The organism is Streptomyces sp. Tu 2975 (assembly GCF_009832925.1).
Taxonomy (GTDB): Bacteria; Actinomycetota; Actinomycetes; order Streptomycetales; family Streptomycetaceae; genus Streptomyces.
Window position 1 is genome coordinate 2,362,607 of record NZ_CP047140.1, and the last position, 24,454, is coordinate 2,387,060.

At 71.7% G+C, this 24,454-nt stretch carries 18 protein-coding genes and 1 pseudogene; 3 read left to right on the top strand and 16 right to left on the bottom strand.

Annotation, left to right across the window (positions count from 1 at the left end; all coding sequences use genetic code 11):
* Positions 1–10: 10 nt before the first annotated feature.
* The 8 genes from GLX30_RS10270 to rimP form a co-directional block, all read right to left on the bottom strand.
* The gene (locus GLX30_RS10270) at positions 11–3,691 is read right to left on the bottom strand and encodes a serine protease (RefSeq protein WP_208545395.1); all 3,681 of its coding nucleotides are present in this window, start codon (positions 3,689–3,691) and stop codon (positions 11–13) included.
* 226 nt (positions 3,692–3,917) lie between these two features.
* On the bottom strand, positions 3,918–4,817 hold the full coding sequence (gene truB / locus GLX30_RS10275) for a tRNA pseudouridine(55) synthase TruB (RefSeq protein WP_159686357.1): 900 nt from the start codon (positions 4,815–4,817) through the stop codon (positions 3,918–3,920).
* Positions 4,814–5,257, bottom strand: coding sequence for a 30S ribosome-binding factor RbfA (gene rbfA / locus GLX30_RS10280; RefSeq protein WP_159686360.1), 444 nt, complete (start codon positions 5,255–5,257; stop codon positions 4,814–4,816). The genes truB and rbfA overlap by 4 nt, the downstream gene beginning before the upstream one ends.
* A gap of 27 nt (positions 5,258–5,284) precedes the next feature.
* A complete protein-coding gene (locus GLX30_RS10285; RefSeq protein ID WP_005311234.1) occupies positions 5,285–5,578 on the bottom strand; it encodes a DUF503 domain-containing protein in 294 nt (97 codons plus the stop codon).
* Positions 5,579–5,756: 178 nt separating this feature from the next.
* Positions 5,757–8,885, bottom strand: a complete 3,129-nt coding sequence (gene infB / locus GLX30_RS10290) for a translation initiation factor IF-2 (RefSeq protein ID WP_159686363.1) — start codon at positions 8,883–8,885, stop codon at positions 5,757–5,759.
* A gap of 153 nt (positions 8,886–9,038) precedes the next feature.
* The gene (locus GLX30_RS10295; RefSeq protein WP_159686366.1) at positions 9,039–9,317 is read right to left on the bottom strand and encodes a YlxR family protein; all 279 of its coding nucleotides are present in this window, start codon (positions 9,315–9,317) and stop codon (positions 9,039–9,041) included.
* 130 nt (positions 9,318–9,447) lie between these two features.
* Complete coding sequence (gene nusA / locus GLX30_RS10300) at positions 9,448–10,443, bottom strand: transcription termination factor NusA (protein WP_159686369.1); 996 nt, start codon at positions 10,441–10,443, stop codon at positions 9,448–9,450.
* 2 nt (positions 10,444–10,445) lie between these two features.
* A complete protein-coding gene (rimP, locus tag GLX30_RS10305) occupies positions 10,446–10,943 on the bottom strand; it encodes a ribosome maturation factor RimP (RefSeq protein WP_159686372.1) in 498 nt (165 codons plus the stop codon).
* A gap of 152 nt (positions 10,944–11,095) precedes the next feature.
* Here rimP and GLX30_RS10310 point away from each other — a divergent pair, with 152 nt between their 5' ends.
* The 3 genes and pseudogenes from GLX30_RS10310 (at position 11,096) to GLX30_RS10320 (ending at position 13,010) form a co-directional block, all read left to right on the top strand.
* Positions 11,096–11,674 carry a hypothetical protein gene (locus GLX30_RS10310; protein WP_159686374.1) on the top strand — a complete coding sequence of 193 codons (579 nt, stop codon included), beginning with the start codon at positions 11,096–11,098 and terminating at the stop codon, positions 11,672–11,674.
* A complete protein-coding gene (locus GLX30_RS10315; protein ID WP_167306807.1) occupies positions 11,671–12,126 on the top strand; it encodes a ferritin-like domain-containing protein in 456 nt (151 codons plus the stop codon). The genes GLX30_RS10310 and GLX30_RS10315 overlap by 4 nt, the downstream gene beginning before the upstream one ends.
* A gap of 21 nt (positions 12,127–12,147) precedes the next feature.
* A pseudogene (locus GLX30_RS10320) lies at positions 12,148–13,010 on the top strand (aminoglycoside phosphotransferase family protein).
* A 55-nt stretch (positions 13,011–13,065) separates the two neighbouring features.
* Here GLX30_RS10320 and GLX30_RS10325 read toward each other — a convergent pair.
* The 8 genes from GLX30_RS10325 to GLX30_RS10360 form a co-directional block, all read right to left on the bottom strand.
* Entirely contained in the window at positions 13,066–14,760 is a 1,695-nt protein-coding gene (locus GLX30_RS10325) for a proline--tRNA ligase (protein WP_159686377.1), read from the bottom strand.
* A 65-nt stretch (positions 14,761–14,825) separates the two neighbouring features.
* A complete protein-coding gene (locus GLX30_RS10330) occupies positions 14,826–15,395 on the bottom strand; it encodes a GNAT family N-acetyltransferase (protein WP_159686380.1) in 570 nt (189 codons plus the stop codon).
* 50 nt (positions 15,396–15,445) lie between these two features.
* A complete protein-coding gene (locus tag GLX30_RS10335; RefSeq protein ID WP_159694964.1) occupies positions 15,446–16,288 on the bottom strand; it encodes a DUF4081 domain-containing GNAT family N-acetyltransferase in 843 nt (280 codons plus the stop codon).
* A gap of 171 nt (positions 16,289–16,459) precedes the next feature.
* Entirely contained in the window at positions 16,460–17,629 is a 1,170-nt protein-coding gene (ispG, locus tag GLX30_RS10340) for a flavodoxin-dependent (E)-4-hydroxy-3-methylbut-2-enyl-diphosphate synthase (protein ID WP_159686382.1), read from the bottom strand.
* 171 nt (positions 17,630–17,800) lie between these two features.
* On the bottom strand, positions 17,801–19,102 hold the full coding sequence (locus tag GLX30_RS10345; RefSeq protein ID WP_159686386.1) for a site-2 protease family protein: 1,302 nt from the start codon (positions 19,100–19,102) through the stop codon (positions 17,801–17,803).
* On the bottom strand, positions 19,099–20,349 hold the full coding sequence (gene dxr, locus GLX30_RS10350; RefSeq protein WP_159686389.1) for a 1-deoxy-D-xylulose-5-phosphate reductoisomerase: 1,251 nt from the start codon (positions 20,347–20,349) through the stop codon (positions 19,099–19,101). The genes GLX30_RS10345 and dxr overlap by 4 nt, the downstream gene beginning before the upstream one ends.
* 72 nt (positions 20,350–20,421) lie before the next feature.
* Positions 20,422–22,380, bottom strand: coding sequence for an acyl-CoA dehydrogenase family protein (locus tag GLX30_RS10355; RefSeq protein WP_159686392.1), 1,959 nt, complete (start codon positions 22,378–22,380; stop codon positions 20,422–20,424).
* A 343-nt stretch (positions 22,381–22,723) separates the two neighbouring features.
* Complete coding sequence (locus GLX30_RS10360) at positions 22,724–24,340, bottom strand: phospholipase D family protein (protein ID WP_167306808.1); 1,617 nt, start codon at positions 24,338–24,340, stop codon at positions 22,724–22,726.
* Positions 24,341–24,454 lie beyond the last annotated feature (114 nt).

Sequence of the window (24,454 nt, forward strand, 5' to 3'; positions counted from 1 at the left end):
TGATTGCCGATTACGCAGGTCTAAGACTGCCATGCCCGGAGGCCCGGGTCGGCATCGGCACCGGGCTCCCCCGTATCCCGAGTGACCGGCAGGCCTCCACCGCGGCCCATTGCTGCGGATCCACGACCGGCCAGCTTGCCATGAGCACGGCGAATTCGGGCACCTCGCGGTCCAGCTCCGTGAGCCTCCGCTCGAAGCACGCCGCGCCCTTCGGGGTGCGGACGAGCAGCAGGCCCGTCCGGTGGACCAGCGACCGGGTCCGTTCCTCCTCGCGTGTCCCGCAGCCGTACGCGGCGGCACACAGCAGGTCGTCGAGGACGGTGAGGTCGCGGGCCTCGTACTGCTCGTACCGCAGCAGGACCTCCAGCAGCTCGGCGCGCAGCGGGCGGGAGCCGACGGCCCCGCCCGCTGCGAGCACGGGCGCGAGGGCGCCACGCACCCGGGCCGGGCGGCCGCGCACGAGGTGGGTGACGAGCGGGAACAGCACGTCCCGGCCGTCCGGCCCTTGCTCGAGGCGGCGGTGGACGTACGCGGCGGCGTGCACCGCGCCGTCCGGACGGTGGTCGACGTACTCGCACACGAGGGCGGCCGCCCGGCGGGCGACGGCGGGTGTGGCGGCGGCATCGGCGAGCGCGGCGAGTGTCTCTCCCGCTCGGTCGGAGGAGTCCGGCCGCAGAAGCCGGCTCCTGAACGCGGCGAGCACCGGACCGGGGTGGGTCGTCAGCGCGTCGGTGACGGCGTCGGCGGGCAGGCAGGGGTCGCCCGCGGCGAACAGTTCGAGCGCCCGCAGCAGGTGCCGGGGCCGGCTCACCGGGTCCCGGACCAGCAGGGTGAGCGCGGGTCCGTGCGCGCCCCGGGTGCCGGCAAGAAGGGCGCGGGCGGCCCGTCGCAGCAGTTCCCGGTCCGTGTCGCTGACGGCCGCGATGAGCGGCCCGTAGGCGGCGGCAGCTGCCCGTCGCCCGGGCCGCGGGTCGCGGGCCCAGCGGTCCACGGCCCGGCACATGGCGGACGGTTCGTCCGCCGCGAGCGCACGCAGAAGCTCGGCGGCGCGGGGGTGGGAGGTGTCCGCGAGGGCTTCGGCGAGGTCGTCGGCGGCAAGGTCCCTGCGTGCGTAGAGCAGCGCCTGTGCGGCCGCGCCCACCGTGGGGCGCACCGTGGCACCTGGCCCTGTGGCGAGGGGCGTGTCGTCGTCGAACCACCGGCAGAGCAGCGGCTGCACGGCCGCGGGGTCGGCCGCCAACCGCGCGTCGGCGAGCTCCAGGAAGCGGGGTGTGGCGGTGCCGCCCGGCGGGGAAGGGTCGCCGGGTACGAGCCGCCGCAGGAGGTCGAACCTCGCCGGGTCCCCGAGCCTCAGACCGGCCCAGAAGGCGGGCCCGAAATCGTCCCGCGGCCGTTCCGCCAGGCGTTGCAGGACGGCGAGACACGGCTCGGCGTCCGGCACCCGGCCGAGCACCTCGTGCAGCAGCCTGGAGGCCCACCAGCGAGCGTCCGGGTCCCGTCGGCCGCGGACGTCGTCCTGGACCGCCTCGGCCAATTCGGCGAGCCGGTGGGCCAGTCGGTGTGCTCCGCGCTCGCGGCCGAGATGCAGCAGGGCCTGGGCGACGGGACCGATGCGATGACGGGCCACGGGCGGCGGGCCGTCCTCCCCCGGCCCCGGGTGCTCGCGGCGGTGGACGAGCGCGTCGAGCGCGGCATCGACGTCGAGATGGGCGCCCTGGATCCAGTCGGCGAGCTCCTCATGGGCGAAGCGGTAGCCGTTGCCGGCCGGGACGAGGAGGCTCTCGGTGAGGGCGGCGGACGCCCAGCCGCCCGCCCAGGGGAACAGCTCCTCGAACGAGGCACGGTCGAGTTGGCCGTGAACGGTCCCGAGGCATCGCCGGGCGGCCTCGTGCACCCGCCCGGCGACCCGGGTGGCGAGCCGCCGGACGGCGGCGCCCCGGGGCGGGGACCCGGCCGTGGCGGCGACGCGTACCGCGATCCGCAGACAGAGGAGGTCGAGGTAGGCGCCGAAGACCTCGTCCCGCCCCGGTGTGCCCGGCACGATGCCGGGCAGGGCACGGTGCACCTCCGAAAGGAGCCTGAGCACGAGCGGATGCCGCTCGTCCTCGGCCGCCACGCTGCCGGGCCCCAGCCCGTACCTCTGCCGTGCCGCCCTGGCCTGCTCGGGTGTCAGGTCGCCGAGACGCACGCCGGGGGGAGGCTGCGGGTCCCGGACACCCGGCTGGGGGCAGCTGCCCCCTACGGCGGGCGGCGGCGACACCACGGCCGGGGAGCGGGGCCCCGGCAGCGTGCGTTCCGGCTCGTCCCCGATCAGCGGCGCCGCGTCCGCTGCCTGTGCCGTGTGTGCCGCGTGGTGTCCACGTGCTGCCTGGGTGCCATGGCTCCGGACCACGTGGGCTGCCTGCGCTGCAGAAGCCCGATGCGGTCGCGCCTGCCGCCGCAGCGGCGCGGCCGGGATGCCTTCGACGCCTGCGCGGCGCGCTCCGGCCGGTTCTTGCGCCGCCCCGCCGACCGGGCGGTGCAGCAGGTGCGGCGGGTAGAGCGCCCCGGTCTGCTCCCAGTGCTCCGGACGGCATGCCACGACCAGCCGGGTGCCGGACGAGGAGAGCCACGCCGCGGTGGCCGCCGACCAGCCCGGCAGGGCCGTTGCCGTCGCGGGCGGCATCTCCTCCGGGCCGTCGAGGACGACGAGCAGCGGCCGGCCCGCCTCGGCGGCCAGGCTCGCCACCCGGTCCGGGCTCGCCCCGCGCTCGCGGCCGTCCGCATGCTCCGGGACGGCGACGATGCGGGCGGCCCCGCGCAGGGTGCGGGCTGCGGCGTCGGCGAGGGAGGTGTCACCGGCCCGGACGTCGGCACCGCGCAGCCACAGCGTGGGCGCGGGGCCCGGCCCCTGGGCGCGGCGAGCGGCGAGCGCGCGCAGCTCCGTCGTACGGCCCGTGCCGGGCGCGCCGACGAATCCGAGGACCAGAGCCGGGGCGTGGTGCGCGGTGAACGCCGCGAACTCCTCCGCGATCTCGGGCCGCGGGACGGGCTCCGGCCATGTGTCCGCACCGGCGGCCTGCGCGAGCGAGGTCGCGGTCAGCTCCAGTACCGCGGCAAGGTTCAGGTCAGGTCCGTACGCGGGCGCGACGGCTGCGTTCCTGCGCAGGAGCTCGGCGTGCGGCTCGGAGCGGGGGCTGCACACGAAGTGCGCGAGCAGGGCCGAGGCGGTGGTGCCTGGCGGCGGTGGGGCGGCGAGAAGGCCGAGGACCGCCCCGGTCGCCGCGTCGAGCACCGGCCCGCCGGCGGCTCCGCCCACGAGGCGCAGGGCGTCGCTGCCGTCCGTGCCGATGGCGAGCTCCAGGACGCCGTGAGCGGCCGCGAGCACACGCGCCTCACGCCAACCGCCCGCCGGGAGACGCACATAGGTGCCCGGTTCCACCCGCTCGCGCGCCCCGATCGGCAGGGGCACGATGCGAAGGCCGCTCGTGTGCACGAGGGCGAGGCCGCTGGTCGGCAGCGGGGTGACGGAGTCGGCCTCGATCGCGGGTCCGCCGCCGTCCATCGGCAGCACGACGGGCCGGGCCAGGCCCGTGACCACGTCATGGCCGGTCACGACCGTGCCGAGGTCGTCGGCGACGAAGCCGGTGCCGTGCGTCCGACCGGCCGGATCGCAGATCCGTACCAAAGTTGCCAGGTCAGCGCGTCCCATACGGACGACGGTAGGCCGACGATGATCAAGAAGAGAAGCGCGGATCTCGAACGCGCCCCCCAGTGCACCCCGGTTCACTCCGAGCGCCTGCTCGAAGGGGTGAATCGAGGGGCCTGGGTGGATAGACACTGTGCGGGGGAATCGAGGGGGGATCGTGGAGCGGACGGCACAGCCGTCCGCTCCACGACGAAGCGAACATCCGCGAGGGGACGTCGGCAGGCTCGGGTCAGCCGAAGACGGCCAGGCTCTTCGCCTTGCCGTTCTGCTCCTCCACGAGCGCCAGGAAGCGTCCGTCGGGCCCGAAGACCGCCACCGGGGCGCGGTCGTGCGCCGGCATCTCGAGCCGCACGCCGTTGGTGAGCAGCTTGGCCCGCCGCTCGTCCACGTCCCAGCGGGGGAAGGCGGCGGCCGCCGCCTCGGCGATCGGCATCACGGTCAGCTCCTCCTGGAGCTGGTCGAGCGTCTTCGCCGCGTCCAGGCCGTACGGGCCCACCCGGGTGCGCCGAAGCGCCGTCAGGTGCCCGCCCACTCCGAGCACGGCGCCGAGGTCGCGGGCGAGCGCCCGGATGTAGGTGCCGGACGAACAGACCACGGACACGACCAGGTCGACGACGGGCAGGCCGTCGTCCGTGGTCGTCGGGCGGACGTCGTGCACGTGGAAGGAGGAGACGGTCACCGGGCGGGCCGGGATGTCGAACTCCTCGCCGCCGCGCACCCGCGCGTACGACCGCTTTCCGTCGATCTTGATGGCGCTGACCTTGGACGGCACCTGCATGATGTCGCCGGTGAGCCCGGCGACGCCCGCGTCGATGGCCTCGCGTGTGACGGCGGAGGCGGCGGTGGAGGAGGTGACCTCACCCTCGGCGTCGTCCGTGACGGTGTCCTGGCCCAGCCGGATGGTGCCCAGGTACTCCTTCTCGGTCAGCGCGAGATGCCCGAGAAGTTTGGTGGCCTTCTCGACACCCAGCACCAGTACGCCGGTGGCCATGGGATCGAGCGTCCCCGCGTGTCCGACGCGGCGGGTTCTGGCGATCCCGCGCATCTTGGCGACGACGTCGTGCGAAGTGAAGCCCGACGGCTTGTCGACGATGACAAGTCCGTCGGGCGTGACGGTGCGCTGCGTCATTCCGAGGCTTCGTCCTCGTCCTCGGGCTTGCGGTACGGGTCGGCCTCGCCGGCGTACGTGGCGCCGGAGGACACCTCGCGGACCTTGGCGTCGGAGGCGCGTGCCTTGTCGAGGAGGTCCTGGATCGTCTTGGCGTTCTCCGGGAGCGCGTCGGCCACGAAGGTGAGGGTCGGCGTGAACTTGGTACCCGCCGCCGCGCCGACCGCCGAGCGCAGGATGCCCTTGGCGCTCTGCAGGCCCGCAGCGGCACTGGCCCTGTCCTCGTCGTCGCCGTAGACCGTGTAGAAGACCGTGGCCTCCCGCAGGTCACCCGTGACGCGGGTGTCCGTGATGGTCACGTGCGAACCCAGGCGAGGGTCCTTGATGCCACGCTGCAGCTTCTCCGCGACCACCTCCCGGATGAGGTCTGCCAGCTTTTTCGCCCGCGCGTTGTCGGCCACTGGTCCGTCTCCTTCTCTGCCTTGCATTCAGTCTTCGTCGCTGTGGAGTCTGCGGCGTACCGACAGCAGCTCCACTTCCGGCCGGGCGGCGACGAGGCGCTCGCACCGGTCGAGTACGTCCGTGAGGTGCCCTGTGTCCCCGGACACCACGGCGAGGCCGATCTCGGCCCGCCGGTAGAGGTCCTGGCCGCTCACCTCTGCCGCGCTCACCGCGTATTTCCGCTGGAGTTCGGCGACGATCGGTCGGACCACGGAGCGCTTCTCCTTCAGCGACCGTACGTCGCCGAGAAGCAGATCGAAGGACAGTGTCCCCACATACATGTATGTCCGGATGTCCCGCCGGTCCGGGTTCGTCGCGCCGGGGTCCGGGGGCTTCCCGCCGGACCGGCACGGTCGGGTCCCCGCCGCACTTGGCAGGGACACCCAAACCGTACACGCAACGGCCGGGGCCGATCGACGGAATTACTTCCGCCGACCGGCCCCGGACGACTGCCGTGCGTCAGCCGCGCGGCTTCTCGCGCATCTCGTACGTCGCGATGACGTCGTCGACCTTGATGTCGTTGAAGTTTCCGAGGTTGATACCACCCTCGAAGCCTTCGCGGATCTCGGTGACGTCGTCCTTGAAGCGACGCAGACCGGAGATGGTGAGGCTCTCCGCGATGACCTTGCCATCGCGCAGCAACCGCGCCTTGGTGTTGCGCTTGACCTCGCCGGAGCGGACCAGCACACCGGCGATGTTGCCCAGCTTGGACGAGCGGAAGACCTCGCGGATCTCCGCCGTGCCGAGCTCGACCTCTTCGTACTCCGGCTTGAGCATGCCCTTGAGGGCCGCCTCGATCTCCTCGATGGCCTGGTAGATCACCGAGTAGTAGCGGACGTCGACGCCCTCGCGCTCCGCCATCTGCGCCGCGCGGCCCGCAGCGCGGACGTTGAAGCCGATGACGATGGCGTCGGAGCCGGTCGCCAGGTCGATGTCCGACTCGGTGACCGCACCCACACCGCGGTGCAGGACGCGGATGTCGACCTCTTCGCCGACGTCGAGCTGGAGCAGCGAGGACTCGAGAGCCTCCACCGAACCGGACGCGTCGCCCTTGATGATGAGGTTGAGTTCCTGCACCAGACCGGCCTTGAGGGCCTCGTCCAGGTTCTCCAGGGAGAACCGGACTCCGCGCCGGGCGAAGTTGGCGTTGCGCTCACGCGCCGCGCGCTTCTCGGCGATCTGGCGGGCCGTGCGGTCCTCGTCGACGACGAGGAAGTTGTCGCCGGCACCCGGGACGTTGGTGAGACCGAGGACGAGGACCGGAGTCGAGGGACCCGCCTCTTCCACGTTCTCGCCCTTGTCGTCGAGCATCGCGCGGACACGGCCGTACGCGTCGCCGACCACCATGGTGTCGCCGACCCGCAGGGTGCCTCGCTGGACCAGGACGGTCGCGACGGCGCCGCGGCCACGGTCCAGGTGGGACTCGATCGCGATGCCCTGCGCGTCCTGCTCCGGGTTGGCCCGCAGGTCGAGCGAGGCGTCCGCGGTGAGGACCACGGCCTCCAGCAGGCTCTCGATGTTGAGGCCCTGCTTGGCGGAGATGTCGACGAACATCGTGTCGCCGCCGTACTCCTCGGCCACCAGACCGAACTCGGTGAGCTGACCGCGCACCTTGGTCGGGTCGGCACCCTCGACGTCGATCTTGTTGACCGCGACCACGACCGGCACGCCGGCCGCCTTGGCGTGGTTCAGCGCCTCGATCGTCTGGGGCATCACACCGTCGTTGGCCGCCACCACGAGGATCGCGATGTCGGTCGACTTCGCACCACGGGCACGCATGGCGGTGAACGCCTCGTGACCCGGGGTGTCGATGAAGGTGATGCGACGCTCTTCGTCGTTGACGACGGTCGCGACCTGGTAGGCACCGATGTGCTGAGTGATGCCACCGGCCTCGCCCGCGACGACGTTCGTCTTGCGGATGGTGTCCAGCAGTCGCGTCTTACCGTGGTCGACGTGACCCATGACGGTCACGACCGGCGGACGCGCGACGAGGAACTCCTCGCCACCCTCGTCCTCGCCGAACTCGATGTCGAAGGACTCGAGCAGCTCGCGGTCCTCCTCCTCCGGGCTGACGATCTCGAGGATGTAGTTCATCTCATCCGCGAGGAGCTTCAGCGTCTCGTCGGAGACGGACTGCGTGGCCGTGACCATCTCGCCGAGGTTCATCATCACGGCGACGAGCGACGCCGGGTTGGCGTTGATCTTCTCCGCGAAGTCGGTGAGGGACGCACCGCGCGACAGGCGGACGGACTGTCCGTTGCCGCGAGGCAGCATCACGCCGCCGACCGACGGGGCCTGCATGGCCTCGTACTCCTGGCGCCTCTGCCGCTTCGACTTGCGACCACGACGCGCGGGACCGCCGGGACGACCGAAGGCGCCCTGCGTGCCACCACGGCCACCCGGACCACCGGGACGACCACCGAAGCCGGGACGGCCACCGCCGCCACCACCGGGACCACCCGGACGGCCGGCGAAACCGCCACCGCCACCGGGAGCACCGGGACGGCCGGCGAAACCGCCACCGCCGCCGCCACCCGGACGGCCGGCGAAGCCGCCGCCACCGGGACGACCGCCACCGCCACCGCCGGGACGACCGCCGCCGCCACCGCCGGGACCGCGGCCGCCGGGGCCACCACCACCAGGACGGGGACCGGCAGCGGGACGCTGCGGCATCATGCCGGGGTTCGGACGGTTACCGCCGGGCGCGCCACCGGGGCCACCGGCACGCGGGGCCTGCGGACGAGGCATACCGCCGGGGGTCGGGCGGGCGCCGCCCTGGCCCTGCGGACGCGGGGCGCCACCGGGGCCGCCCTGCGGACGCGGAGCGCCGGGACCAGCGCCACCAGGTCCGCCGGGGCCGGGACGTGCGCCACCCGGACGGGGCGCCTGCGGACGCGCCATGCCTGTGGAGCCACCGGACGTGAACGGGTTGTTACCCGGACGGGGACCGGCCGGACGGCCACCGGGGCGCGGGGCGCCCTGGCCGCCGGCGGGACGCGCCGGACGCTCGCCGCCACGGCCGCCGTCACGCTGACCACCGTCACGCTGACCGCCGTCACGCTGACCGCCGTCACGCTGACCGCCGGCCGGAGCCGGACGGGCAGGGCGCGGACCGGGCGTGGCACCCGCGGGGCGCGGGGCCTGCGGTGCGGCGGGCTGGGCCGGAGCCGGGGCCGAGAACTCGGCAGCGGGCACCGGAGCCGCCGGGGCGGGCTTGGCCGGCGCGGGCTTGGGACCCGGTGTCGGACGCGGTCCCGGAGCCGGGGCCGCGGAGGAGGGGGTGCTGCTCGCCGGGGCCGGCTTGGGGGCCGGTGCGCCGGGCTTGGGGGCAGCAGAACGTCCCGCCGGCGCCGAGGGCGCGGCAGGCTTCGAAGGCGTCGCCTTGCGGGGCGCGCCAGGCTTCGCAGCGGACTTGCCGGCGTTGCCGCCGGGCCCCTGCAGTGCATCAGTCAGTTTGCGTACAACCGGCGCCTCGATCGTCGAGGACGCCGAACGGACGAATTCACCGAGTTCTTGGAGCTTGGCCATGACGACCTTGCTCTCTACGCCGAACTCCTTGGCGAGTTCGTATACCCGGACCTTAGCCACTTCGCTCCTTTTAGGTCCGGGTTACCGCCGGACCGTCGCTACTTCATGGGCGTACTCATCGCGTACTCATCGAGTGCTCATCGCAATCTCGACCTACTTCCAACTCGCGAGGTACCTGACCGCACGGGGGTATCCGTGCCGTACTTCTTTCTCTTACGGTGCTGCCTGCTCGACATACCGCCGCGCCAGGGCGGTATCGAGCGGTCCCTGGGCCCGGAAGGCCCTCGGGAACGCCCGGCGGCGGACCGCCAGGTCGAAACAGACCAAGGCGGGGTGCACGTACGCACCCCGGCCGGGCAGCGTACCGCGATCATCGGGGACGCACTCGCCCTCGATCACCACGATCCGCAGCAGATCGCTCTTGGCCGCTCGCTCCCGGCATCCCACACAGGTTCGCTCAGGGCACACGCGGGCATGCGTCCGGCCAGACACGGTTAAGTCTACCTCCCCGCACCGACCTCACCCCTTGGGGGCAAAAATCGAACGGTTGTTGTCCTGATCCTTGTGAGATCTTGGTCGGCTCCCGTCCGCACTGCAACGGGATTCGGCCCCTGCCCATTCCTCAGCCCTGGTCGGGGCTCTGCTCGGTGTCGGGCCGGATGTCGATGCGCCAGCCGGTCAGACGGGCGGCCAGGCGGGCGTTCTGCCCCTCCTTGCCGATCGCCAGCGACAGCTGGTAGTCCGGGACCGTCACCCGGGCGGAGCGGGCGCCGAGGTCGACGACCTCCACCTTGCTGACCCGTGCGGGCGACAGGGCGTTCGCCACCATCTCAGCCGGGTCGTCGGACCAGTCCACGATGTCGATCTTCTCGCCGTGCAGCTCGGCCATGACATTACGCACACGGCTGCCCATCGGGCCGATGCAGGCGCCCTTGGGATTCAGGCCGGAGCGGGTCGAGCGGACGGCGATCTTGGTTCGATGACCGGCCTCGCGGGCGATCGCGGCGATCTCCACACTGCCGTCGGCGATCTCCGGAACCTCCAGCGCGAAAAGCTTCTTCACCAGATTCGGGTGGGTGCGGGACAGAGTGACGGAGGGACCGCGCACGCCCCTGGCCACACGCACCACATAGGTGCGCAGGCGCAGACCGTGCGTGTACTCCTCGCCGGGGACCTGCTCCTGCACCGGCAGGATCGCCTCGAGCTTGTCGTCCAGCCTCACCAGGACGTTCTTGGGGTCCTTGCCCTGCTGGACCATGCCCGCGACGATGTCGCCCTCACGGCGGGCGTACTCGCCGAAGGTGACGTCGTTCTCCGCGTCACGCAGCCGCTGCTGGATGACCTGACGGGCCGTGGTGGCGGCGATCCGGCCGAAGTCGGACGGAGTGTCGTCGAACTCCTTCGGCTCCTGCCCCTCCTCCAGATCGGCCGGGTCCTCCTTGGCCCACACGGTCACGTGACCGGTGTTCCGGTCGAGCACCACACGGGCGTGGCGGCGACTGCCCTCGGTGCGGTGGTACGCGATGAGGAGGGCCGACTCGATGGCCTCGACCAGCAGGTCGAAGGCGATCTCCTTCTCCTGGGCCAGGCCCTTCAGGAGCTTCACGTCGATGTCCACGGCTACGCCTCCTCTTCCTTCTTGTCCTTGCGGTTGAACTCGATCTCCACACGGGCCTTCACGATGTCGTCGAAGGCCACCCGGCGGGCGGTGGGCCTGCGCCCCTTCACACCGGGTACCTCGAGGTCGAGTCCCTCGTCGTCCACGGTCAGGAGGCGGGCCACCAGGTCCTCGCCCTCTTTCAGCTGCAGCTTCACGAGGCGGCCGGTGGCGCGCACGAAATGACGGCGCTCGGTCAGCGGGCGGTCGGCGCCGGGGGAGCTGACTTCGAGGACGTACTCGCCCTCGCCCATCGCGTCCGTCTCGTCGAGCTTCTCGGAGATGGCGCGGCTCAGCTCGGCACAGGCGTCCAGTTCCACGCCTTCGTCGGAATCCACGGTGACCCTCAGCATGCGGCGCCGGCCCGCCCGGGAGACCTCGATCTCTTCCAGATCCAGTCCCGCGGCGCTGACGAGCGGCTCAAGCAGCCCGCGCAGCCTCTCGCTCTGGGTGGTGCTCATCCGGGTGACTCCTCGGCCGCGTGTGCTGTTGTGGGATCGTCGCGTGTCGAAGAAAGGGTATCCGGTCGCGGGGGGTGTTGCCGTCCACCCGCCCGGTAGCCGCAGGTACGCTCGCCTGCGGCGATGATCACTGCGAGCCCGAGGAGACACGCGTGGGGCGCACGGGGACGACACGCAGACGTGCGCTGTTGGCGACGGGAGCGGCTGCTGCCGGCATGTTGACGGGCTGTTCGAGCGACTCCCCCGGGACGCGGCGCCCGTCCGGCAGGTCCGCCGACCCGGCTCGCGCGGAGGCCGCGCTGCGGGCACGGCTCGCGGCCAGGAGCACGGCGCTCGGCGACGAGTACGACGCCGTCATCGCCCGCCACCCGGAGCTCGCCGAACGGCTGACACCGCTGCGTACCGCGGTCTCCGCGCACGCCGCGGCTCTCGCCGGCGGCCCGTCAGGGCAGACGTCCGCCACTCGCTCACCGTCCGTCACGCCGTCCACCGCCCCGTCCGTCACGCCGTCCACCGCCCCGCCCGTCACACCGTCCGCCACCGCGGCAGGCTCCGTGCCCGAGGACCCCGCTGCCGCACTTCGGGCGCTGGCTGCGGCCGAGCGCCGCACCTCGGACAGCCACACCGCCTCCCTCACCGACGCTGAACCGGAACTCGCCCGCCTGCTGGCCTCCGTCGCCGCGGCCGGAGCCGCGCATGCGTACCTGCTGACGAAGGGGGACCCGCGTTGACCACGGTGGACGCCCGGGGCGACACGGCGCGCGAGCTCGACGCCCTCCAGGCCGCACTCGCGGCGGAGCACGCCGCCGTCTACGGATACGGGGTGGTCGGCGGCCGGGTCGGCGAGGACCGCGAGAACGAGGCCGCCGCCGCCCATGCCGCACACCGCTCACGGCGGGACTCGCTGACGCGGACCGTGCGCGACCGCGGCGGAAAGCCCGCGGCGGCCGCCGCGGGCTACGCCCTGCCCTTCCCCGTGCCGGACGCCGCAGCCGCGATACGGCTCGCCGCCGTCCTCGAGGAGCGGGTGGCGGCCGTCTACTCCGATCTCGTACGGGCCGCGGAAGGGCCGCTGCGGCTGGAGGCCGCGGGCGCGCTGCGCGAAGCGGCGGTCCGCGCGGTGCGCTGGCGCGGCAGCGGCGTAGCCTTTCCTGGGCTCGCCGAGCGGGCCGGCCAGGACTGACGGGGAAGGAACAACGGGCGTATGGCTTTCGAACCCCCGCAGCGGCTGGTCCGGGCACTCGGCGAGGACGACGCGTGGCTGTCGCGGCTGCCAGGAACGGTCCAGGAGACCGTGGACCGGCGGAAGCTGGAGGTCGAACGGACCGTGGTGCCGGGCGGCCGGAGCAGCCTGCTCCTTCTCGTACGGCAACCGGACGGCACACCCGCCGCGCTGAAGCTGGCTCCCCCGTCCGCGGCCCCCGGGGCCGAGGCGTCCGCGCTGGAGCACTGGAACGGCTGGGGCGCGGTACGGCTGCTGGACGCCGCCGACGGCGAACTCCTGCTGGAGCGGCTGCACACCGAGGTCTCGCTCCGATCCCTCCCTGAGGCCAAGGCTCTGCTGGAGGCGGCGGGCACCGTACGACGGCTGTGGGTCGAGCCGCCGGCCGGCCATGCCTTCGAGACGGTGGCGGACCGCACGGCACGGCAGGCGGCGACGATGCGGAGCTCCGCGGAGCCGCTCGTCGCGGCCGCGCTGGCGGCCCGGGACGAACTGGTCGCGGCAGCGCCGGAAGAACTGCTGCTGCACGGCAACTTCCGCCAGGGGAAGGTGCTTTCCGGCGACCGCGCGCCATGGCTGGCGGTCGGACCCGAGCCCGTGGTCGGCGAACGCGCGTACGACCTGGCCCGCCTCGCCCGCGACCGCGTCGAGGACCTCGTCGCGTCCTCCGCGGGCGCGTCGGCGGCCCGCCGCAGGCTGAACCGCCTCGCGGACTCCCTGGAGGTCGACCGCGACCGGCTACGGGGCTGGACGCTGTTCCGCGCGGTGGAGTCGGGCCTGCGTGCGGTGGCCGGGGGCGGCACGCGGAGGGGGAACTGGCGCTGGAGTTCGCTGGCTGGCTGTAGTCGTGGCCCGCCCGCTGCGCGGGGAAGCAAGCCCGCGCAGCGGCCGCCCCTCTGTCTACCCCCGCAGCCGCGCCACCGCGTCCGCCACCGTGAGCTCCTCCCGCTCCCCCGTCCGGCGGTCCTTCAGTTCCAGGACGCCCTCGGCCGAGCGGCGGCCGGCCACCAGGATCTTGGGGACGCCGATCAGCTCCGCGTCCGTGAACTTCACACCCGGGGAGACGCCCGCGCGGTCGTCGACCAGGACCCGCAGGCCCGCCGCGCCGAGCTGCTCGGCGACGTCGAGGGCGAGCTCGGTCTGCAGGGCCTTGCCGGCGGCGACGACGTGGACGTCTGCCGGGGCGATCTCGCGGGGCCAGCACAGGCCCTGCTCGTCGGCGGTCTGCTCGGCGAGCGCGGCCACCGCGCGCGAGACGCCGACGCCGTACGAACCCATCGTCACGCGGACGGGCTTGCCGTTCTGGCCGAGCACGTCGAGCTGGAAGGCGTCCGCGTACTTGCGGCCGAGCTGGAAGATGTGGCCGATCTCGATCGCGCGGTCCAGCTTGAGGCCGGTGCCGCAAGAGGGGCACGGGTCGCCGTCCTCGACGACCACGACGTCGAGGTAGTCGTCGACCTCGAAGTCCCGGCCGGCGACAACGTTCTTCGCGTGGAAACCCGCCCGGTTGGCGCCGGTGATCCATGCGGTACCGGGGGCGATGCGCGGGTCGGCGATGTAGCGGACCTTCTCGAGGCCCTGCGGGCCGACGTAGCCGCGGACCAGGTCCGGGCGGTCCACGAAGTCCTCCGCGGTGACCAGCTCGACCTCCGCGGGGGCCAGGTGGTCGCCCAGCTTGCCGAGGTCGACCTCGCGGTTGCCGGGTACGCCGACCGCGACGATCTCGCCGTCGACCTTGACCAGCAGGTTCTTCAGGGTGGCGGACGCCGGGACTCCCAGGTGGTCGGCGAGCGTCTCGATGGTCGGGGTGTCGGGGGTGTCCAGTTCCTCGACCGGGCCGTGCGCGGCGCCTTCGACCGGGGCGAGCGCGAAGGTGACGGCCTCGGTGTTGGCCGCGTAGTCGCAGGACGGGCAGTACACGAAGGTGTCCTCGCCCGCCGGGGCCGGCGCCAGGAACTCCTCGGAGGCGGAGCCGCCCATGGCCCCCGACACGGCGGAGACGATCTTGTGCTTCAGGCCGAGGCGCTCGAAGATCCGGACGTACGCCTCGCGGTGCAGGGCGTAGGACCGGGCGAGGCCCTCGTCGGAGGTGTCGAAGGAGTACGAGTCCTTCATCTGGAACTCGCGGCCGCGCAGGATGCCCGAGCGGGGACGCGCCTCGTCGCGGTACTTCGTCTGGATCTGGTAGAGGATCACCGGCAGGTCCTTGTAGGACGTGCACTGGTCCTTGACGAGCTGGGTGAAGATCTCTTCGTGGGTCGGGCCGAGGAGGTAGTCGGCGCCCTTGCGGTCCTTGAGACGGAACAGCTCCGCACCGTACTCCTCCCAGCGGCCCGTCGCCTCGTAGGGCTCCTTGGGCAGCAGCGCCGGCAGCAGGACCTCCTGCGCGCCGATGGCGTCCATCTCCTCGCGCACGACGCGGGTGACGTTCTCCAGGACGCGCTTGCCGAGCGGCAGCCAGGACCAGATGCCCGCTGCGTTGCGGCGGACGTAACCGGCGCGCACGAGGAGCTTGTGGCTGAGCGTCTCTGCGTCCGCCGGGTCGTCGCGCAGTGTCTTGACCATCAGACGGGACATGCGCTGGACCTGGGCCATGGTGAACTCCTGCTCGGAACGTGTGATGTGCAGGAGGTTAGCCGGGGCGCGGCCGCAGGCGGAAATCAGTTCGCTCGCCGCAGCGGCAGCGGGGCGCCCATCACCGCGTAGGGGCTGGGGGCGCTCGGGAACAGCACCTGGCCGGCGAGGTCCTGGTAGCCGAGCCTGCGGTACAGGGCGCGGGCCGGGCTCTCGGTGTCGATCGCGGAGAGGATCGAGCGGGGCAGGCGGCATCCGTCGGTGAGGGTGGTGATCAGTTCGCGTCCGACGCCGCGCCCCTGGAAGTCGGGGTGGACGTGGAGTTCGGTGATGACGAACGAGTCGTCGAGCCAGCCGTCGGCGCCGTTGCGGCGCAGATACGGCTCGACCACGGTGGACCACCAGTGACTGCGGTCGTTGGGCATGCCGTAGACGAATCCGACGAGCCGGCCCGCCTCCGTTGTCGCGCCGAGCGCCCGGGCTCCCGGGTTCTGCAGGTGGCGCAGCACGATGTAGCGGCGGATGTCGATCTCGTCGTCGCTGAGCCCGAAGGCGAGCGCCTGCACGGCGAGCGCTTCGTCGACCCGCGCGGTCAGATCGAGCGGTTCGACGACGACGTCGGGGGCCTGCGAGCCGTCCCCGCTGAGTGCTGCCATGGGCCGAACCCTACTTGGCGTCGTGGCCGCTCAGTACGGGGTGCCGGGAATCAGAACAGCACGCTCATGAAGGCGCCGACCTCGCGGAAGCCGACCCTGCGGTAGGACGCCCTGGCGGCGGTGTTGTAGTCGTTGACGTACAGGCTGACGATCGGGGAGACGTCCGCCAGGGCGTAGCGCAGGACGGCCGCCATGCCGGTCACCGACAGTCCCATGCCCCGGTACTCGGGGTCGACCCAGACGCCCTGGATCTGGCACGCCTGGGGGGTGGCCGCGCCGATCTCGGCCTTGAAGACGACTTTGCCGTCGTCGATGCGGGCGAAGGACCGTCCGGTGCCGACGAGTTCGGCGACGCGGGCCTGGTAGAGGAGTCCGCCGTCGCCGGCCATGGGCGAGACGCCGACCTCCTCGGTGAACATGGCCACACACGCCGGCATGATCACGTCCATCTCGTCCTTGCGGATACGGCGGACGTTCGGGTCGGGCTCGATGTCGTCCGGCATCCGCTCGGTGATCATGAGCGGCTGGTTGGCGCGTACGTCCCTGGCCGGACCCCAGTTCGGTTCGAGGAGCCGCCACAGCAGGGCGGTGGGCTCCGAGGGGCCGACGATGGACGAGCAGCGGCGACCGGCCCGGCGCGCGCGGTCGGCGAAGGCACGGACGGCTTCCGGAGAGGCGCAGATGGGCACGAGGTTGGCGCCGGCGTAGCACAGGGAGCGCAGATGCCCGTCGGCGTAATAGCCCCACATCTCGCCCCCGAGTCGCCACGGGTCGAGTCCGGCGACCTGCACACGCGCGGTGACGAAAGCATTCGTCACGGGCTCGCTCTCGAGGATGGCGAGCGCTGCGCCGAGGTCGCCCGGGCCGAGGACCCGGGTGGTGGTCTGCGTCAACACGAGGGCGCCTCATCACACGGTTTGCTGGTTCTGGCACTGTACCCGGCACGTCCACGGCGTGGCGCGTGCACAAGAAGACCCCGCCGACCGGAAGGGCGGCGGGGCTTTGTGGATCCGGGTGCCGGCGGGCTCTGGCGCGAGCCCTCCGGCGGGGTCCTGGTGGTGCGGTCAGGCGCCGGGTTCGCCCACGGCGACCACGTCCGGGGTCCCGGAGGCGACGCCGTCCTTCTCCATCTGCTCCGCGATCTTCATGGCCTCTTCGATGAGGGTCTCGACGATCTTCGACTCCGGCACGGTCTTGATGACCTCGCCCTTGACGAAGATCTGTCCCTTGCCGTTGCCCGAAGCCACACCGAGGTCGGCCTCACGGGCCTCCCCGGGTCCGTTGACCACGCAGCCCATGACGGCGACGCGCAGCGGGACCTCCATGCCCTCCAGTCCGGCGCTGACCTCGTCGGCGAGCTTGTAGACGTCGACCTGGGCGCGGCCGCAGGAGGGGCAGGAGACGATCTCCAGGCGGCGCTGGCGGAGGTTCAGCGACTCCAGGATCTGGATGCCGACCTTGACCTCCTCGGCCGGCGGCGCCGACAGGGAGACGCGGATGGTGTCGCCGATGCCCTCGCTGAGCAGAGCACCGAAGGCGACGGCGGACTTGATGGTGCCCTGGAAGGCGGGACCGGCCTCCGTGACACCGAGGTGCAGCGGGTAGTCGCTCTGCGCGGCGAGGAGCCGGTAGGCGTTGACCATCACGACGGGGTCGTTGTGCTTGACCGAGATCTTGATGTCGCGGAAGCCGTGCTCCTCGAAGAGGGACGCCTCCCACAGGGCGGACTCGACAAGCGCCTCGGGGGTGGCCTTGCCGTACTTCTCCAACAGGCGGCGGTCCAGGGAGCCCGCGTTGACGCCGATCCGGATCGGGGTGCCGGTCTCGCCGGCCGCCTTCGCGATCTCCTTGACCTTGTCGTCGAACTGCTTGATGTTGCCCGGGTTCACCCGCACCGCGGCGCAGCCGGCGTCGATGGCCGCGAATACGTACTTCGGCTGGAAGTGGATGTCGGCGATCACCGGGATCTGGGACTTCCTGGCGATGGTGGCCAGCGCGTCCGCGTCGTCCTGGGTCGGGCAGGCGACCCGGACGATCTGGCAGCCGGAGGCCGTGAGCTCCGCGATCTGCTGGAGGGTGGCGCCGATGTCGGACGTCCTGGTCGTCGTCATCGACTGCACGGAAACGGGCGCGTCACCGCCGACGGCGACGGAGCCGACCTGGATCTTCCTGCTGACCCTGCGGTCGGCGAGCTTCGTCGGAACGGACGGAATTCCGAGAGAAATTGCAGTCATCTGCTGTGCAACCCCAAGGTGTGGATCGTGGTCCCGGATCGGCGGGCTCCAGCCCCTGAGATTACGGCACTGGCGTTCGGCGGGGCACATCGGACACCGAAGTCCACCCAAAGGTGACGGCCGGGCACGAAGCGCGCCCGGCCGTCACAGGAGTCCTGCGGGAGGAACCGCTCAGCTGATCTTCACCGGGTTGACGATGTCCGCCACGAGTACGAGCAGCGTGAAGCAGATGAAGATCCCCGCCACCACATAGGCGACCGGCATCAGCTTCGCCACGTCGAACGGGCCCGGGTCGGGGCGCCGGAAGACCCTGGCGATCTTCCGCCGGACCGATTCCCACAGCGCGCCGGCGATGTGTCCGCCGTCCAGCGGGAGCAGGGGCAGCATGTTGAACAGGAACAGGGAGAGGTTGAAGCCGGCGAGCAGCATCAGGAAGGTCGCGACGATGTTGGTCGTCGGCACGTCGAGGTTGAGCACCTCACCGCTGATGCGGGCGGCGCCGACGACGCCGACCGGGGAGTCGTCCTTGCGCTCACCGTCGCCGAAGGCCGCGTCCCACAGGTCGGGGACCTTGGACGGCAGGGCGACGATCGCCTCCGCGCCGTTCTCGATCATGCCGCCCATGCGGTCGACCGAGTCACCGAACGACAGCGGAAGAATCTCCGTCTTGGCGGCGAAGCCGAGGTATCCGGCCGGGACGAACTCCTCGGGGACGACCTCCCCGTCCTCGTCCTTCTTCGCGACCGTGTTCTCGATGAGCGTGGCCTGGAGGACCTCCTCCGTGCCGCCGCGCTCGACGGTGATGGTGGCAGGGCCGATGGTCTCCCGGATACGGGTCGACAGCGTGCCCCAGTCGTCGACGGGCTTGCCGTTGAACGCGACGATCTTGTCGCCCTCCCGCAGCCCGGCAGCGAACGCCGGCGACTCGGGGTCGTTCGTCGCGCAGGTGTCGCGCTTCTCGCTCTGGGCGATGACGCACTTCTGCACGCCGGCGACCTCTGTGGTCTGCGTCGGCGAGCCGAAGGTCATCATCACGCCGAGGAAGATCACCACGGCGAGGACGAGGTTCATGAACGGGCCGGCGAACATGACGATGACGCGCTTCCACGGCTTGCGCGTGTAGAAGAGGCGGGTCTCGTCGCCGGGCTTCAGTTCCTCGTACGCGGCGGAGCGCGCGTCCTCGATCATTCCGCGCCATGGCGAGGTGGAGCGGGCCTCGATACGGCCGTCCTCACCGGGCGGGAACATCCCGATCATGCGGATGTAGCCGCCCATGGGGATGGCCTTGATGCCGTACTCGGTCTCGCCCTTGTGCCGTGACCAGATGGTCGGGCCGAAGCCGACCATGTACTGGGGCACGCGGATGCCGAAGAGCTTGGCCGTGGAGAGGTGGCCGAGCTCGTGCCAGGCGATGGAGAACAGCAGCCCGACGGCGAAGAGCGCGATGCCCAGAATGGTCAACAGAATGGTCATGCGCGAGCCTCCGCCGTTGCCTTCGCTGCCGTCTCACGGGCCCTGGCCCTGGCCCAGGTCTCCGCTTCGAGTACGTCCGCCACCGTCAGGGAAGTTCCCGACGCGGGGGTGCCGTGTGCGGCGACCACCTCGGTGACCGTATCCATGATGGCGTTGAACGGCAGCCGTCCGGAGAGGAATGCCTCCACGCACTCCTCGTTCGCGGCATTGAACACCGCCGGCGCCGTGCCGCCCAGTTCCCCGACACGGCGGGCGAGGCCCACCGACGGGAACGCCTCGTCGTCCAGCGGGAAGAACTCCCATGTCGAAGCGGTGGACCAGTCGAAGGCGGGGGCCGCGTCCGGAACCCGCTCCGGCCAGCCCACGCCGATCGCGATCGGCCCCCGCATGTCGGGCGGCGTGGCCTGGGCGAGTGTCGAACCGTCCGTGAACTCCACCATCGAGTGAACATACGACTGCGGGTGGACGACGACCTCGATCCGGTCGAAGGGAATGTCGTAGAGCAGATGCGCCTCGATGACCTCGAGTCCCTTGTTCACCAGCGTCGCGCTGTTCACCGTGATCACCGGGCCCATGGCCCAGGTGGGGTGGGCGAGGGCGTCCTCGCGGGTCACACCCGCCAGCTCCGCCCTGGTCCGGCCGCGGAACGGGCCGCCCGAGGCGGTCACGACCAGCTTGCGCACATCGCCGCGGGTGCCTGCGGCGAGCGCCTGGAAGAGAGCGGCGTGCTCGGAGTCGACGGGGATGATCTGCCCCGGCTTCGCCAGCGCCTTCACCAGCGGCCCGCCGACGATGAGCGACTCCTTGTTGGCCAGCGCGAGGGTCCGGCCGGCCTCGAGGGCGGCCAGGGTGGGGGCGAGACCGATGGAGCCCGTGATGCCGTTCAGGACGGTGTGGCACGGGGAGGCGGCGAGCTCCGCGGCGGCGTCCGGGCCGGCCAGGATCTCCGGCAGCGGCTCCGCCCCGTACAGCGCGGCGAGCGCCTCGCGCAGCGCGGGCACGGCGTCCTCACGGGCCACCGCGACCGTCCCGGCACGCAGCTTGCGCGCCTGCTCGGCAAGCAGACCGACCCGGCCGCCGGCGGCGGACAGGGCGGTCACCCGGAAACGGTCGGGGTTGCGCAGCACGAGGTCGATGGCCTGCGTACCGATGGACCCGGTGGAGCCGAGGACGACGATGTCCCGGCGGCCTTCGGAGGGATCGAAGACGATGTGCGGGTCCGCGAGGGGAGATGGGCTGTCGCTCATCCCCCCATTGTGGCCGTACTCCCTGTCCGTGTTGACAGGGAGTACCCGGCAGGCCGCCGCGGCGGTGGCCCGTCAGCGGATCGGGCGGTGCACGTTCTCCTTCACCGTCGGGCCCGGTGTGGCGTCCGCGATCCACGGTCCGTCGCCGCTCGCGTCGACGACGCCCTCCTCCAGCCAGCTGTACGTCCCGGAGAGCACGCCGTCGACGACCTTGCGGTCAAGGTCGTCCGTGTTCGACCACAGGCGGGTGAACAACTCCTCGACGCGGATCCTCGCCTGGCGGCAGAAGGCGTCGGCGAGCTGGTATGCCTCGCGGCCGTGGTCGTCGGACGCACGGAGCATGTCCGCGCGGACGCAGGCCGCGCTCATGGCGAACAGTTCCGCCCCGATGTCGACGATCCTGCCGAGGAAGCCCTGCTTGGTCTCCATGCGGCCCTGCCAGCGGGACATGGCGTAGAAGGTCGAACGGGCCAGTTTGCGCGAGCTTCGCTCGACGTACCGCAGATGTGTGGACAGGTCCTGGTACCCGGCGGGGTGGAACTCGGCGTACGTACGGGGCAGCTGGCCAGGCCCGGTGACGAGTTTGGGGAGCCAGCGGGCGTAGAAGGCGGCCGCGTTGGCCCCGGCCCTGGCCTTGGCGGACATCGGCTTGTCGGGATCGATGATGTCGCCGGCGACGGCGAGGTGCGCGTCCACCGCCTCGCGGGCGATGAGCAGGTGCATGATCTCGGTCGAACCCTCGAAGATGCGGTTGATGCGTAGGTCGCGAAGCAACTGCTCGGCGGGAACGGCGCGTTCGCCGCGCGCGGCCAGCGACTCGGCCGTCTCGAAACCCCGGCCGCCGCGGATCTGGACCAGCTCGTCCGCCATCAGGCAGCCCATCTCGGACCCGTAGAGCTTGGCGAGCGCGGCCTCGATACGGATGTCGTTGCGGTCCTCGTCGGCCATCTGGGAGGCCAGGTCGACGACGGCCTCCAGAGCGAAGGTGGTCGCGGCGATGAAGGAGATCTTCGCGCCGACGGCCTCATGCCTGGCGACCGGCTTGCCCCACTGCTCGCGCACCGCCGACCACTCGCGGGCGATCTTCAGACACCACTTGCCGGCTCCGACGCACATCGCGGGCAGGGAGAGCCGTCCGGTGTTGAGCGTCGTCAGCGCGATCTTCAGCCCCGCGCCCTCCGGGCCGATGCGGTTCTCCGCGGGGACGCGTACCTGGTGGAAGCGGGTGACGCCGTTCTCGAGGCCGCGCAGCCCCATGAAGGCGTTGCGGTTCTCGACGGTGATGCCCTCGCTGCCGGCCTCGACGACGAAGGCGGTGATGCCGCCCTTGTGGCCCTCCGACTTCGGCACCCGCGCCATCACGACGAGCAGGTCGGCGACGACACCGTTGGTGGTCCACAGCTTGACGCCGTCCACGACGTAGTGGTCGCCGTCCGGGACGGCCGTCGTGGCGAGACGGGCCGGGTCGGAACCGACATCGGGCTCCGTCAGCAGGAAGGCGGAGATGTCGGTGCGGGCCAGCCGCGGCAGGAACCGCTGCTTCTGCTCCTCGGTGCCGAACTGCTTCAGCGGCTGGGGGACGCCGATCGACTGGTGCGCGGACAGCAGCGCGCCGATCGCCGGGTTCGCGGAGCCGACGAGTGCCAGCGCCTTGTTGTAGTACACCTGGGTGAGACCGAGGCCCCCGTACTTGGGGTCGATCTTCATGCCGAGCGCGCCGAGCTCCCGCAGCCCGTTGATCACCTCGTCGGGGATCAGCGCCTCGCGCTCGATGCGGGCGCCGTCGATCTCCGTTTCGCAGAACCGCCGGAGCTTGGAGAGGAACTCCTCACCCCGCCGGGCGGCCTCGCCGGTCGGCATCGGATGGGGATGGATCAGGTCGAGCCGGAAACGGCCGAGGAACAGCTCTTTGGCGAAGCTGGGCTTCCGCCAGTCCTGTTCGCGCGCCGCCTCCGCGACCTGTCGCGCCTCGCGCTCGCTGATCTTCGGGGTGTGGGGCTGATGCAGGGGCTTGTCCGTTGGAGCGGACATTGAGGCTCACCTCGCCGCGAATCGGGGACCGCCGGATCGATGACCGGCCGGTGGCTACTCGTTCGTAGTACCCGATTCCCGGCACCTTCACCAGCCCACGTACGGCACCCGTGAACCGGCCCGGGCTGCCGGAGCCCGGGCCGGCGTGCTCTTCGTACCTTGTCTGACCTGCGGGGATACGGTGGGCAGCGAGAACCGGCCCGGATCTCGCCGCAGTCGCCCGCGTCTTCCGGCCCGTGAAGCCGTTCGGTGCTCCTCCCCCGGGCACGCGCCGCGGCCCGTCCTGGGCTTCGGCACAGCGGGTGTGCCCGGTGGGCAGCGATGAAGAGTCACCCCCGGCCTTTCAGAACGTGTTGCGCAGCCGCAGCCTCATCGGGCGGCCGTCCGGGTCGATGACGACGCGGTACAGCGGCATCGCGAGCAGCCGCTGCGCCCGCGAGAGCTCCGGCGGGCGATAGGTACGCAAACGTCCGGGCGGCCTGGGGCCGGAACGGCCCCTTTCGTGCCACGAGTCCAGAGCGGCGGCCGCCGACGCGAAGGCGTCGAAGACGCCGACCGGATCGCACAGCTCGTCGTGCGCCTGCGGGTCCCCGGGATCCTCCCGGTCCAGGTGCTCGCGCACGAGTCGCAGCCGCAGGTCCCTGGCGAAGCGGCGCGCGCCGTCGCCGAGGCCGGCGGGGTCACGCGGTTCCCGGGGGTCCCTCGACTCGTCCAGAACGGCGCAGCTGAGTTCGGAATCGTGCGTCCAGGAGCGCAGGTTGATGTTGTCGGAGCCCACCGCGGCCCACACGTCGTCGACCACGCACACCTTGGCGTGCACGTACACCGGTGTCCCGGCATGGTTCTCCAGCCCGTACACGGCGACCCGACCACTGCCCGCCCGCCGCAGTGTCTCCAGCGCGGTGATGCGGCCGATGAGGTTCATCGGCAGCGTGAGGGCGCCGTCCTGCTCGGGGAGGGAGGGGATGACGGCAATGAGGCGCAGCTCCGGGTTCATGCGCAGCGCCCGGGCGAAGTACCCCACGACCTGGGGGGACCACAGGTACTGGTCCTCCAGGTAGATGAGCGCCCGGGCCCGCCGCAGTGCCTTCAGGTAGGCACGCGCGATGCTGCGCTCCCCGTCGGGGGCGAATTCGTAGCCCCGCAGCAGCCGGTTGGGGTACGTGCGCAGCACCTGCACCGTCTGCGTGCCGCACGGCGCGGGATCGGGCAGTTGAGGGGGCAGCGGGTTCGCGTGAACGTCCTCCCGGTGCAGCAGTTCACGCAGCCGGGACAGCGGGCTGCGGGTGAGGGGCGCCGGATCCGTCCAGCGCTCCCGGAAGACGGTCTCGATGTCACCGACCGCGGGGCCCCGGATCGCGAGCTGGACGTCGTGCCAGGGTGGCTGGGGCCCATAAGCCTCGGCCATGGGCTGGGAGCGGTCGTCGCCGCCGTGGTCGATGTCGTCGTTGCGGCTGTGCGACAGGTCGATGCCACCGATGTACGCGATGTCCAGCTCGGGGCGCCCGGGGTGGCGCAGCACGACGCACTTCTGGTGGTGCGTCCCGCCGGGACGGACCCGCATGTCCAGCAGATACTCGCCGCCGCCCGCCCGGACCTCCTCGCCGAGGTGGCGGTTCTCCTCCTCGCTGAACCGAAGACTGTCCAGGTGGGACCGCCACACCAGACCCTTGACGACCACTCCGCGCTCGGCCGCCCGGCGCAGCACGGTGCCGATCTCGGTCCCGGGACCCGACAGACGCTCGTCGGGATCGCCGCGCCAGTCGGTGAACAGCATCAGGTCCCCGGCACGCAGAGCGCCAACGGCGGCGAGCAACTCGGCGAAGTACGTCGCGCCGTGGACCAGAGAGCGAACCTCGTTGCCGGCCGACCATGCGGCACCGTCGGGTCGCCGACGGTCCAAGCGGGTCGCGGGATTGCCTCGCTCATCTGCCGTCAGCAGCCAGTCGACGGATTCCACGGACGGCACCTCCGACCTGCGACCGCAGGGCACCAAGGGACGGTTTCTTCGTACCACTCACCGCCCGGTCCCGCAGCCGCTGCCTTTCATGTCGGCAGGAGGTCGGCTGCCCGT